Source organism: Micromonospora trifolii, from assembly GCF_022229005.1.
Lineage (GTDB): Bacteria > Actinomycetota > Actinomycetes > Mycobacteriales > Micromonosporaceae > Micromonospora > Micromonospora trifolii.
In genome coordinates this window covers 176,773-189,019 of record NZ_JAKKFD010000017.1, presented here as the reverse complement: position 1 = coordinate 189,019, position 12,247 = coordinate 176,773, and the positions used below count along the sequence as shown (strand labels likewise).

General features: G+C 71.3%; 10 protein-coding genes. 1 reads left to right on the top strand and 9 read right to left on the bottom strand.

Annotation, left to right across the window (positions count from 1 at the left end):
• Positions 1 to 16: 16 nt before the first annotated feature.
• Positions 17 to 1,138: a sensor histidine kinase gene (locus tag NIE79_RS11870; RefSeq protein WP_238678594.1), complete on the bottom strand. Its 1,122-nt coding sequence runs from the start codon at positions 1,136 to 1,138 to the stop codon at positions 17 to 19.
• Positions 1,139 to 1,224: 86 nt separating this feature from the next.
• On the bottom strand, positions 1,225 to 1,812 hold the full coding sequence (locus NIE79_RS11865; RefSeq protein ID WP_238678593.1) for a hypothetical protein: 588 nt from the start codon (positions 1,810 to 1,812) through the stop codon (positions 1,225 to 1,227).
• Positions 1,813 to 2,063: 251 nt separating this feature from the next.
• Here NIE79_RS11865 and NIE79_RS11860 point away from each other — a divergent pair, with 251 nt between their 5' ends.
• Positions 2,064 to 3,251 (top strand): NAD(P)/FAD-dependent oxidoreductase, encoded by a 1,188-nt coding sequence (locus NIE79_RS11860; RefSeq protein WP_238678592.1) that lies wholly within the window; start codon positions 2,064 to 2,066, stop codon positions 3,249 to 3,251.
• A gap of 288 nt (positions 3,252 to 3,539) precedes the next feature.
• Here NIE79_RS11860 and NIE79_RS11855 read toward each other — a convergent pair whose 3' ends face one another.
• The 7 genes from NIE79_RS11855 to NIE79_RS11825 form a co-directional block, all read right to left on the bottom strand.
• On the bottom strand, positions 3,540 to 4,757 hold the full coding sequence (locus tag NIE79_RS11855; RefSeq protein ID WP_238678591.1) for an Imm21 family immunity protein: 1,218 nt from the start codon (positions 4,755 to 4,757) through the stop codon (positions 3,540 to 3,542).
• A 111-nt stretch (positions 4,758 to 4,868) separates the two neighbouring features.
• Positions 4,869 to 6,299 carry a hypothetical protein gene (locus NIE79_RS11850; RefSeq protein ID WP_238678590.1) on the bottom strand — a complete coding sequence of 477 codons (1,431 nt, stop codon included), beginning with the start codon at positions 6,297 to 6,299 and terminating at the stop codon, positions 4,869 to 4,871.
• Positions 6,296 to 6,829 carry a SigE family RNA polymerase sigma factor gene (locus NIE79_RS11845; RefSeq protein ID WP_238678589.1) on the bottom strand — a complete coding sequence of 178 codons (534 nt, stop codon included), beginning with the start codon at positions 6,827 to 6,829 and terminating at the stop codon, positions 6,296 to 6,298. The genes NIE79_RS11850 and NIE79_RS11845 overlap by 4 nt, the downstream gene beginning before the upstream one ends.
• Positions 6,830 to 6,940: 111 nt before the next feature.
• The gene (locus tag NIE79_RS11840; RefSeq protein WP_238678588.1) at positions 6,941 to 7,249 is read right to left on the bottom strand and encodes a hypothetical protein; all 309 of its coding nucleotides are present in this window, start codon (positions 7,247 to 7,249) and stop codon (positions 6,941 to 6,943) included.
• Positions 7,250 to 7,633: 384 nt separating this feature from the next.
• Positions 7,634 to 8,518, bottom strand: coding sequence for a hypothetical protein (locus tag NIE79_RS11835; protein ID WP_238678587.1), 885 nt, complete (start codon positions 8,516 to 8,518; stop codon positions 7,634 to 7,636).
• Between the two features lie 43 nt (positions 8,519 to 8,561).
• On the bottom strand, positions 8,562 to 9,281 hold the full coding sequence (locus NIE79_RS11830; protein ID WP_238678586.1) for a hypothetical protein: 720 nt from the start codon (positions 9,279 to 9,281) through the stop codon (positions 8,562 to 8,564).
• A gap of 94 nt (positions 9,282 to 9,375) precedes the next feature.
• The gene (locus tag NIE79_RS11825; protein WP_238678620.1) at positions 9,376 to 12,141 is read right to left on the bottom strand and encodes an AfsR/SARP family transcriptional regulator; all 2,766 of its coding nucleotides are present in this window, start codon (positions 12,139 to 12,141) and stop codon (positions 9,376 to 9,378) included.
• Positions 12,142 to 12,247: the final 106 nt, after the last annotated feature.

The following is a 12,247-nucleotide window of genomic DNA, read 5'->3' as shown; positions in this document are numbered from 1 at the left end:
ATCACCACCCGAATCGTCACGCCGGGAACGGTAGCCGAGCCTCGACGGTGAACCCGCGTCCGCCTGCCGCCGGTTCGGCCCTCGCCGTACCCCCGCAGGCGATCGCGCGTTCCCGGATGCCGACGAGACCGTGGCCGCCGCCCGGGCCGCCGGTTCCCGCGCCGTCGTCGGTCACTGTGACAGTGAGGGCATCGGGCGACCAGCCGAGGTGTACGTCGACAGTGCTGGCCGCCGCGTGCTTGAGCGCATTGGTGAGGGCCTCCTGCACGATCCGGTACGCGGCCAACTCCACGTCGGCCGACACCGGGCGCGGCTCCCCGGTCACCCGCAGGCCGGCCACCGGAACACCGTCGATCAGCGACCGCAGTTGGGCCAGGGTGGGCTGTGGGCTGCGCGGCCCGGGCTCGGAGCGCAGCAGGCCGAGCATGCCGCGCAGCTGCACCATGGCGTCCCGGCCGGCGGCGGCGATCGCGTCGAACGCCGCCTCGGCCCGGTCCGGTGCGGTGCGTACCGCGACCGGCCCGGCCTCGGCCTGCACGATCATGAGGCTCACCGCGTGGGACAGCACGTCGTGCATCTCCCGGGCGATCCGGGCCCGCTCGCGGACGGCGGCCCGGTCGGCCTCGAACTCGCGCTCACGTTCGGCCCGGAGGGCCCGGTCCTCCAGGGCGGTCGCGCGCTCCTGCCGGGCAGCGCCGAGCCGACCCAGCACGTACGCGGTGAAGAAGACCAGGAAGGTGTAGAAGTACTCGCTGACGCCGTTGGTGTTGAACGCCACCCCTGCGGCCACCCCCGGGAAGGTCGCGGCGAGTGCCCACCAGCGCTGCCGGCGACCACCGAGCGCGGCGACCGTGTAGAGGGCGATCAGCCCGCCGTACGCGAGTGGCTGCCCCGGAGCGTCCGCTGCTTTGCCGGCGATAGTGGCCAGTGCCACGACCAGCAGGACGGTGAGCGGCACCCGTCGGCGCCAGATCAGCGGGATCGCCGTACCGGCGGTCAGCAGGTAGCCCAGCGGCCCTGGCTCGCCACCCGGTGCGGGAAGCACGAACGGCACTGACACCGCGACCAGGACGAACGCGGTGATCGCCGCGTCCACCACGTACGGATTGGTGGTGCGCACGAGGCGGGCAAGCGACATCGCGACAGTATTCACAGCCCCTGACCTCCTCCCCCATCGGCACCCGATCCCCCCGGTGGTGGGGGGATCGGCGCGGGACTCGCCGCTCAGGCGAGGGCGGGCACCGGCTGCGTGGGGGTGGCGGCGGCGCCCCGGGCCAACGGAAGGAAGGAGACCAGCAGCAGGGCCGAGCCCAGCGGGATCAGGTCCTTGTCGATGAACGGCGTGGCGAGGTCGGCCAGCACCAGGATCGGCGTCCACAGCTTGACCCGGCGCTGCACGGCGAGCAGGACGACCAGCGCGAGCTGGCCGAGATAGAAGGCGTAGGGCCCGAAGTCGTAGGCCAGCTGCGAGATGCCGGGCAGGGTCCGCACGTCGTGGATGACCATGCTCATGCCGTAGTTGTCGCTGGCCAGGAAGCCGGCGACGAGGTCGATCGAGAACTGGGTGATCAGCGCCAGTGCTCCGACTGTTCCGGCCGTGGCGCTCACCGTCGCGACGTTCCGGCCGCCAGCCATGCCGCGCATCTGCCAGAACACCGAGATGAACGCGACGAGGGCGCCGAGGAACGCGAGGTGCCCGATGGTCCAGGCCGGGCCGGGACCGCGAACACCGTCCAGGCCGTCGATCAGACGGACGATGCCGTAGCCCATGACCAGGACCGGGGCGGCGATGAATGCGGGGCGAAACTGCATTGTGGTGACTCCTTGGGAGGCGTTCACGTCGGGTGTTCGACGTGATTGAGCCTGCCGTTTCGCCGCCGCGCGGACATCGCTCCGCCCGGCGATCTTGCCACCGCCCGGCGCCTCCCCCGCACGCATGAGCGCCTCCCTCGCACGGGCGAGTCAGATCGACAGCTGGTGACCCAGGTCATAGCTGCGACCTGTCAGGAATCGCGTCGCTGTCCGGTTCAGGAAGCGACCACCACCGAGACAGGAGTGCCACCATGAAGCACCGCATCGTCGTCCTCGGAGCGGGTTACGCCGGAGCCATGGCCGCCGGGCGCCTCGCCAAGCGGCTGCACCCGGACGACACCGAGATCACCCTCGTCAACGCCGACGCGGATTTCGTCGAGCGGGTCCGCATGCACCAACTCGCCACCGGACAGGACCTCACACCACGCCCACTGAGCAAGGTCTACGCCGGCACCGGCGTCAAGCCTCTGCGGGCGCGGGTCACCGCCGTCGACACCGATCGCCGGACCGTCGCGCTCGCCGACGACAACGGCACCGACGAGATCGCGTACGACACGCTCGTCTACGCCCTCGGCAGCGTCACCGCCGACCACGGCGTCCCCGGGGTCGCCGAGCACGCGTACGACATCGCCGGCAGGCCCTCGGCGCTGCGGTTGCGCGACCGCCTCGCCCACCTCGCGGCCGGCGGGACAGTGCTCGTCGTCGGCGGTGGCCTCACCGGCCTCGAAGCGGTCACCGAGATCGCCGAGACCCGGCCGGACCTCGAGGTCGCACTCGCCGCCCGCGGGGGTCTCGGCGACTGGCTCAACGGCAAGGCGCAGCAGCACCTGCGCGGCGTCTGCGACCGGCTCGGCATCACAGTGCACGAGCACAGCGACATCGAGCGGGTCGAGGCGGCCGGTGCTGTCACCCGCGACGGTCGGGAGATCCCGGCCCAGGTGACGGTGTGGACGACCGGCTTCGCCGTGCACCCCATCGCCGCCGCCACGACCCTGGCGGTCGCGGACACCGGGCAGATCATCGTCGACTCCAGCATGCGGTCGGTCTCACACCCCGAGGTGTACGCGGTGGGCGACGCCGCGATCGCCGCAAGACCGGGCGGCAAGCCACTGCGGATGTCCTGCGCCTCGGGCATTCCGATGGCCTGGCAGGCCGCCGACGCCATCGCCGCCCGGCTGACCGGTCGGGCGAAGTTCCCGAAGGCCCCGCTGCGCTACTTCAACCAGTGCATCAGCCTCGGCCGCCGCGACGGCATCATCCAGTACGTGACCGCCGACGACCGGGCCAGGCCGGCCCAGCTCACCGGGAAGCTGGCAGCCCGGTACAAGGAGTTCGTCTGCGCGGGCGCCGCGTGGAGCATCGCGCACCCGGTGCTGTACCCGGTCCGCCGCCACCGCGTCGTCCCCAACCGAACGGAGATCCGCACGGTCGCGTCCTGACTGGACGTGCGCCAGCTCTAGGCTGTTCGTCAACCGGTACTGCCTCGCCGATCAAGGAGTTGTGGTGGGCGACAAAGCGCCCGCAGAACGCCAAACCAGGCACCACAACTCCATGATCGCCGAGCCCAGCCTGACCCCGCTCCGCGATCTTGCACTTTCTGTCCCGACGTAACGGCGCATATCCACTCAGGTCGGCAACAGAAGCTGCAAGATCGGCGCGGTCCTCTTCTCGACGCGTTCACGGCCCTCAGGCCGACAAGCGAGGCGGTAGAAGTTCGGCTGCGGCGCTCAGACCGGCTGCGTCTGCGCGACCAAATGGACCAGCACCAGGGCCGTCCTCCTGTCGGGTTGCACGACCGCGGTGCGGATCAGGTACGTGCCACGAGCCAGGTCCACTGTGAGGTGGGTGGTGTGCTCCAGCCCGTCGCCGGTGTAGCCGGAGTCGAACAACTCGGCTGGCCCGCTGGTCGTCCACGTACCCGCGTCTTTCCAGTCGGCGATCTCGACCGCCCGGGGAACGAGGCGGACGACCTCTGCCTCGGAGACGGCGTAGAGCCACCGCACGAAGATCCGCTGGTCCGGGAGGTACGTGGTGGAAGCCGGTTCGTCGGCCAGAACGAGCGCCTGGTCGGCACCGACGTCCAGCACCCCCACGTATCCGTCGACGTCGCAGGCCCGGTAGTAGTCACCCCAGGAGTCATCGTCGTCGTCCGACGCGCCCTTCCACTCGCCGAGCGCCGTCGTCGGCACGACGATGAGCGGCCCGCCGCCCGAGTCGACCCACGGCAGTTGGCTGACCGGCCTGCGCGTACGAGCGAGGACGCCGGCCAGGTCGGTCATGTCGGTGACGATCGCGTCGGCACCGGCGGCGGCGAGGCGTTCGGCCTTGCCGGGTTTGTTGGCGTACCCGACGCAGGCGACACCGGCGGCTCGGGCTGCGGCGATGTCGGTGATCGAGTCACCGACCAGAACAGCGGCGTCGGGCGCGACCTTCAGCGCTTGCAGGGCCTGCACAACCGGCACCGGGTTGGGCTTGAGCAGATCGGGATGCTCGCCTCGGCCGATGACGGCGGCGAAGTAGCGGGCCCGGTCGCGGCGCTCGAGATAGGCGCCGATGGCTGCGGCGGAGTTGTTGCTGACGATGGCAAGGGGACGCCCGGTCGCCAGGCACGCGGCGACCAGGTCGAAGGCGCCGATCGTGGTCTCCGCGGACGCCGCTGCCTCGACCTCCGCCGCCGCCAGGGCCGCACCGACGACACCGACCAGCTCGGGCGCGAGCACAGCTGTCGCGCGGAACAGCTCCAACGGGTCGTCCCCGTCGCGCAGCTCGTCGGGCAGGACGACGCCCCGGCTGAGGATCAGCTGACGCAAGTCGGCGGCAACGCGCGGCGCGGCCCTGCTGCCGAACAGGCGGCAGATCGGGCCGTCGAAGTCGACGAGCACGGCTTCGGCCCGCTCGGCGATGTCGGCGAGCCGGTCGGCTGGCCGTTCTGCCTCGATCGTCACCACGCGCTCCCGCAGGCCGTCTTCGCCGTCAAGGCTGTCGATCCTAGAGGCCGACGTGGTGGCGGCGCGGCCGAGCCGTCCCGGGGACGGCTCGGCCCGCTCGTCGCTGCGTCAGGGCGTTACCCGGGTGGCCGGACTGTCGCCCGGCAGACCCCCCGCGTCGTGGTCCGATTCCACCGGCGGCAGCGGGGTGGTCCCGAGGACACCACCGTTCCTGGAGTACGCGGTGAGAGTGGCCGCCTCGTCCGGTGGCACCCGGGTGGTGCCGGCGTTCGACGCGTCGAGGGCGACAGTGGCCGGGGGTGCGCCTCCGACGGTCACCGTGACGCGGGCCGCGTCCGGCGGGGCGATCACCCGCACCTCGCCCGTGGGGGGCCGGGCGCCGTCGTCGGCCCGCACCCGCCAGCCGATCGGTCGCCGGTCGGCGCCCTCGGCCGGCAACAGCAGCCGCAGGTCGGTCCACCAGCCGGTCCGATCGTCGCCGTGCATGGCGTACGCGATCACTCCACCACCGGCCGGCTGCACGGTGAGCAGCGCGGCGGCCTGGCCGTGCTCGCGGCCCGACCACCGCACCCGCACCGTCGTGCCGACGGCCGGGAGGTGGCTGTCCTGCAGTGCCGTATGGAGGAAGTTGCGGAGGTTGGCGTCGTCGAGCGGCGTGCCTCGGGCGGGTCGGCGAGCGCCGGTGAGCAGGGCGTCGATCTCCGGCCCGGTCGGATCGAGCCCGGCGTACGGGCCGCCGCCCAGACCGCCCTGGAAGAACACCCGCTCGCCGTGGCTGACCCGGACGACGGGTTGGTGCGGAAGCGGTTCGGGAGGCAGCGCGGCGAGCCCGACCCCGCCGCCGTCCGCCCTGGCGATGTCCTGGTACTCCACAGTTCCCCTCGACGTGTACCGGGGGTCGCCACTGATCGTCACTGTGGATTCGGGCGGACCGACGGCGACCGCGAGCCCGGCTCGGTCGGGGTATGCCTGCATCAGCGTCATGACCGGGTCGTCGTTACCCTCGCTGTGGCCGCCGTACCGCATCTGCTGGGCGCTCGCTCCCGCCGGACCCACGTACCAGACCAGTGCCTCCCTGGTCAGCAGGCCGAACCGCAGCGGCACCGCGACCAGCGCGACCCGGTGGCCCGGCTGGTCACTGCCGTAGATCAGCCGGATCCGGTCACTGTCGCCGACCTTCCAGGCACCCACCGGGGCGTCGATTCGCACCGGCGGATCGGCGCTGATCCGCGCTCGGAGCGTGTCCAGCCAGGCCCGGTCCCCCGCCAGCGCGCCCCGCGGTGGCGCGTCGAGCAGCGCCGTCGGTGTGGCGGCGACAGCGATGCCCGGTGCCCATCCGGGCAGCGGAACCATGTTGGTCTGGACCCCGACGAGTGCGACCCCGACCGCTGCGGCCAACGCCGTGCGGACCAGCCGCGTCCGCTGGTGGCGTCGCTCCCGGCGGGCGAACCCGGGCCAGGGGTCCTCGGGTACGTCGACGCCGTGCGCGGCCTGCCGCAGCGCCGGACTGAGCGTCGAATTGGCGAAGCTTCCGGTCATGCCAGTTCCTCCTCGAGCCGTACCGGGGACTGAGCGGCGGGTGGGGCGGCGAAGTCGGTCCGCAGCCGGGCCAACCCGCGCGACGCCTGGCTCTTCACAGCCCCGACGGAGCAGCCGAGAACCTTCGCGGTGTCCGCCTCGCTGAGATCCTCGAAGTAGCGCAGCACCAGCACCGCCTGCGTCCTGGGCGGTAGTCGCCGCAACGCGGCGAGGAGTAGCTGCCGCTGCTCCACCTGCACGTACGCGTCATGCGTCGGCTGGCTGTCGCCGGTCAGCAGGGGCACCTCCAACGGCCGCCGTCGGCGCCGCCAGGAGATCGCCGTGTTCACCATCGCCCGGCGTACGTAGACCTCGGGCGCGTCCCTGCGCAGCACCCGGCCCCAACGCCGATGGGTCTTCTCCAACGCCGACTGCGTCAGGTCCTCGGCTGTCCCCCGGTCACCGGTCAGCAGGTAGGCCGTTCGGAGCAGCGATCCCCACTGTCGTTGGACGAACAGCCGAAACTCTTCGTCGTCGTCGTGCCGACTCACGCCACCTCCAGGTCGCGTCCATCTCGCGTCTAACTGCGGACGCAGAGTGAGACGCCACCGGCGGCCTCCGGGGTTGAGTGGAGGATCGCGCGCCGGCTCAAGCCGACGGGCTCAGTCCTGCGGTCGTTGACCCGTGGACGGCCCATCGGACTCGGCCTGGCGCTCGGCCTGCCAGATGGCGTGTCCCTTGAGCAGGTATCCGATCCAGTAGACCGCGAAGAGGATCAGGAAGCAGGCGAAGAACACTCCCGAGACGATGCTCGCGAGAACGAACCCTTCCCTGCCGTCGTTCAACCCGTGCGCCGCGAAGCCAAGGAGGCCCAGGACAAAGAACATGACCATGTAGAGCGGCAGTGTCGAACTGTCGGCTGGGTGGGGCGCGCGAGGCAACCACGGGACGCGAGGCTCGTTGCTGATCACTTGACGAGTATCAGGGACGCGCTCGGCCAGAGCCACCGTCCGTCCCTATCGGACACGCGTCGGCGCTGTCGTCCGATAGCACCACTCCCCTGGCCAATGGGGTTCGATCCGGGTCAGTCTGCCTCGATGCCGGCGGCTCGCAGGATCTGGCGGACCCGTTCGCGGCTGTAACCGGTCCGCTTCACGAGATCCACTTGGCCATCTTGTCCGGCGCCTACCTAGGCCAAGCACGTCGGGGTTCGCGCGCCCTGCGCCACCGCCTCGGCGCATTGGTTCACGCCGCCGAACGCGGACGTACTGCATAGTCATGGCCGCAATCGCGGAATCCCGCTCCGCGTCGACCGGGAAGGTCGATGCGGAGCGGGACCCTCGGCGGACTGCCCGTCAGAACCCGTCCCACTGTTTGGCCGAGCACTTCCAGGTCTTTCCGCCGTCCTGCGAAATGCAGACCACGAGGATCTTGCCGAGGAGCGGCAGGTTGAGGGTGAAGATGTGGGCCTTGGTCTTCGCGTACACGACGCCGGAGTTCTCGGCGATGTCGGCCAGCGCCCACCCGGGGTCCGGCCTGTCCACTGTCGCCACCCGGCGCATCGACTCGATGTCCCTGCCGTCGAGCAGCGTCCCGATCTCGTCCGCCGAGGGCTCGCGGTCGCCGATCAGCGTGTCCACCGCGTACGGGCCGTCGACGACGACACCATTGGCTTTCTCGAAGGCGGCCTTCGTTCCGCCGACAGTGGTGCTGCCATCAAGGTCGAGGGTGAGGATCAGGTCACCCGTCCGACGCGACAACAGGCATTGCCAGATGCTCTTGCCCGAGGCGACGCACATGGTCAGGCACCACTCCCGGCCGTCGGGGGTGGACGAGGAGAAGAGCAGGGACGTCGCTGTCCCGCTGTCGCCGCTGCCGTCGTACGCGCCGTCGGCGAGGTCGGCCATCGTCGTGCCGAGGACGTCCCGACTGCCCGGGATCGTGCCGACGACCTTGACGCCGTCGACCTCCTTACCGGTGGCGAGTGCTGCGAGTTGGTCGCTGGTGAGGGTCCGCCCGCCGGTGTCGACGGCCAGCACCTTGTCCAGGTCGCCGACGGGCCGGCCGGTCAGGTCCTCGAACTGTTGGAGCATCGTGCCCGGGGCACCGGGGTGGTCGGTGATCGTCGTCCGGGCCTCACCATCGGCGGCCTGCGACGGGGCGTACGAAGCGGTCAGCCCGACGATCAGGGCGGTCGTGACGATGGTGGCGCGCCTGGTGATGTCCCGCAGAGTTGTCATCCTGTCCTCATCTCGGTGATCGGTGTCCGCGGGGTGGGACGGGCTACCACTGACACGTGACGATGTCGCCGAAGTCGTTGGGGGACCCCACGTCGCAGTGGTCGTCGATCCACTCACCGATGTCGCCGATCGTGTCCACGATCCAGGCGAACACCGACTTGATCGCGCCCCAGATGCTGAAGTAGACGACTGTCGTCTCGGGTGTGCCGCCGGCCTCGTCGATGACGTCCTTCGTCGACATGGCGGCATTCGGCTTCTCGATGATGTCCAGCACCCGTACCCCGGTGTCGTCCTTGCCGGCGAGCAGCGCCGCGACCTGCTCCGGGGTCCGCTCCTTGCCGTCGTCGACAGCGACGATCGCGCGGTCGACCAGCACCTCCCGGCTGCCGCTGACGGCCTGGGCGATGCCGGCGATCTCACCCACCGTGAGGTCGTTGCCGAGGGCGGGGCCGGTGAACCGTCGGACCGACACGGCACCCGAGGGTTCGATCTGGATCTCGTCGGCCGTGATCATGTCGTCCGCGCCGAACGGCGCCCAGGCGAACGTCCACTTCCCGGCGACGCAGCGGAACGGGCTGTACTCCCGGCCCTCGGGCGCGGTCTCGGTGCGGAGGATCTTTCCGCGCTCGTCGACGTGCTGGACCACGCAGTCGGCGCCCTTCTGCGGCGGCTTCTCGGTCTGGGCCACGGCGGCGGAGGACATGGCCAGCACCGTCCCGCTGACCACCCCGATCACCGCGAGGCGGTGTGCCAAACGACTCATCGAACGCTCCATTCCTGGTGCGGAAGAAACTGGTGTCCGAAGAGTGGCGGGGCACGCTGAAACGGCCCGGAAACGGCGCTGAAAGTGGAGTACGTCAGTGCAGCCGCGTGGCGTCGAGCTGATCGAGGTCGGCGCGGATCGAGTCGGCGTCGGCATCGCCGAGCTCGTCGAGGATGGTCAGGGCCCGGCGCCACGCGCTACGGGTGGCGGCGAGGTCGCCGAGCGCCCGGTGGCTGCCGCCGAGATTGACGTACGTGCCCGCTTCGGCGTACCGGTCGTTGACCTGCGTGAAGAGGTCGAGGGCGTGCTCGTAGCAGGCGATCGCTCGCCGGTCGTCGCCGAGCTGGTGGTGGGCGTGGCCGAGGCTGTCCCAGGTGTCGGCCTGCCCCTGGACGTCGTCGACCTCCTGCAACATCCGCAGCGCCTCGCCGCACGATTCAAGCGCGTGGTGGTAGTTGCCGAGCAGCGCTTCCTGCCAACCGACAGCGTTGAGGGTGTATCCCTGCCCGGCCCGGTTTCCGGTCCCCCGGAACAGGGCCAGCGCCTGCCGGGAATGGCGCAGCGCCTGCTGGTGCTGCCCCTGCCGCTCGGCCAGTTGACCGAGGTTGAGGCAGGTGTGCGCCCGGCCGGCGTCGTCGCCGACGTCGGTGAACAGGTCGAGTGCGCGCCGCAGGTGGTCGTCGGCCTCGTCGTACCGTCGGAGCCGGGAGCAGGCGAGACCGAGGCTGCGGTGCGCGTGGCCCTGCCCCGCCTGATCCCCGATGCGGGACGCGGCGGCCAGAGCGATCTGTTGCGTGCCGAGCCAGTCCTGCCAGTGACCCTGCCGGTGCAGGAAGCCGGCCATGGCCCAGGCGAGCCGCCAGGCGTGTCCCTCGAACCCGGACCGCGCCGCGAGCGGTACCGCGGCGAGCAGGACGGGGACCTCGGTGGTGAACCACGCCGAGGCGGCCGACCGGCTCCTGGGGCGCTCCGGCGTCACGCCCACCGAGGGTGGTGGAAGGCTGATCGCGCTGAAGTGCGGGTGCAGCGCCAGGTCGGCGGCGTGAGCGGTGTGCAGGCAGTGGTCGAGCAGCCGGTGCACGGCGTCCCGACGCTCGGCCGGCGGCTCACCCTCGTCGGCGAGGCCGGCGGCGTACGCGCGCAGCAGGTCGTGGAACGCGTAGCGCCCGTACGTGTGCTCGGTGAAGAGATTCGCCCGGGTCAACTCGGTGAGCAGGGGGCCGGTCGCCTGACCGTCGACGCCGGCCAGGCTGGCCACGGCCGGGGCGGAGATGTCCGGGCCGGGATGCAGGCTCAGCAGCCGGAACAGCCGCGCCGCGGGTGGGCTGAGCGTCCGGCACGACCAGGAGAAGACCGCCCGTACGTCGGTGGCGTCGTCGCCCGCCCGGAAGGCGTCCAGGTCGCCCAGTTCGCCGGCGACGGCGGCCAACGAGAAGTGCCGGTTGGTGGCGGCTCTGGCCGCCACGATGGCCAGGGCGATGGGCAGCCGCGCGCACCGGTCGGCGATGGTGTCGGCAGCTGCGGGTTCGGCGGCGACCTGGCGCTCCCCGAGCCGGCGGACCAGCATGTCGCGGGCTTCGCCGGGGCTCAGCAGGTCGAGGGGCACCGGCTGGGCGCTTTCGGTGACGACCAGCGGGATGAGCTGGTCGCGGCTGGTGACGATGGCGAGGCAGTCCGGTGAGCCGGGCAGCAGCGGCCGGACCTGTTCGGCGTCGCGCGCGTTGTCCAGCACCACCAGCAGTCGCTTGCCCGCCAGAGTCGTGCGGTACAAGCTCGCCATCGTGTCCGGGTCTCGGGGCATCCGAGCCACCGGAACGCCGAGCGCCTCCAGGAAGCCGTGCAGCGCTCGCGCCGGGTCGGTCGGGGTGGCCGCCGGGTCGAAGCCGCGCAGGTTGACGTAGAGCTGCCCGTCGGGGAAGCGCTCGGCCGCGCGGTGCGCCCAGTGCACGGCGAGCGCGGTCTTGCCGACGCCGGCGGTCCCGGAGACCACGACGGTGCCGCCCCGGTCGACCAGCGCGTCGAGGACCGCCAGCTCCGCGTCGCGTCCGGTGAACGTCGGTACGGGGGGAGGCAGTTGCGCCGCGACCCGCGATGGTGCCGCCGCGGCCGGTGCGGCGATCGCGCTGTCCTGGCGCAGGATCGCGCACTCCAGGTCCCGTAACCGCGGACCCGGGTCGAGTCCGAGGTTCTCCCGCAGGTTGTCGCGCAGCCGCCGGTACGTCGCCACCGCCTCGCCCTGTCGGCCGTCGCGGTACAGGGCGAGCATCAGCTGCGCGTGCAGGTGCTCGTCGAAGGGGTGCTGTCGGACGAGCCGTTCCAACCCGGGGACCAGCCCCGCGTGCTCACCGACTGACAACCGGGCCTCGGCGAGCGATCGTTCGGCCTCCAACCGCAGGCGTGCCAGGTGGTCCGCCTGCTCCTCAAGCCAGGCCGACCCTGCCACGTCGGCCAGCGGTGGGCCCCGCCACAGCGCCACAGCGGCCGTCAGATGCTTCACCTGCTCGTTGCGGTCCGTCGAGCGCCGGGCCAGCTCGATGAGGCGCTCGGCGGCCTGGACGTCAGTGGAATCCGGCCCGGTGTCGAGCAGGTAACCGGGCTGGCGTGCCACGATCGACAGGGGCTCGCCGAGCACCCCGCGCAGGTAGGAGACATGGCGCTGCAACGTGTTCGCCGCGGTGGCCGGCAGTTTGTCGCCCCAGACCACGTCGATGAGCCGGTCGACGCTGACCACCCGGCCCGCGTGCAGCGCCAACGTCGCCAGCACCGCCTTGCGGCGCACACCGTTCACCGCCTGCGGACTGCCGGCGACCACCACCTCCACCGGCCCGAGCAGCCTGACGCGCACGCCCGTACCAACCATCGAGATCACCGAATCAGGCTAAATCTCCAGCCCGGCGTGCTCGTTCTGTTCGTCGCGCACTGGACACGATCCACGGCCGGGCCGGGTGGCGGTGGACCCACCGGAG

Excerpts from the sequence above, each read along its gene's own strand:
- NIE79_RS11870 (WP_238678594.1), bottom strand. The coding sequence starts at position 1,138 with ATGTCGCTTGCCCGCCTCGTGCGCACCACCAATCCGTACGTGGTGGAC.
- NIE79_RS11865 (WP_238678593.1), bottom strand. The coding sequence starts at position 1,812 with ATGCAGTTTCGCCCCGCATTCATCGCCGCCCCGGTCCTGGTCATGGGC.
- NIE79_RS11860 (WP_238678592.1), top strand. The coding sequence starts at position 2,064 with ATGAAGCACCGCATCGTCGTCCTCGGAGCGGGTTACGCCGGAGCCATG.
- NIE79_RS11850 (WP_238678590.1), bottom strand. The coding sequence starts at position 6,299 with ATGACCGGAAGCTTCGCCAATTCGACGCTCAGTCCGGCGCTGCGGCAG.
- NIE79_RS11835 (WP_238678587.1), bottom strand. The coding sequence starts at position 8,518 with ATGACAACTCTGCGGGACATCACCAGGCGCGCCACCATCGTCACGACC.
- NIE79_RS11830 (WP_238678586.1), bottom strand. The coding sequence starts at position 9,281 with ATGAGTCGTTTGGCACACCGCCTCGCGGTGATCGGGGTGGTCAGCGGG.
- NIE79_RS11825 (WP_238678620.1), bottom strand. The coding sequence starts at position 12,141 with ATGGTTGGTACGGGCGTGCGCGTCAGGCTGCTCGGGCCGGTGGAGGTG.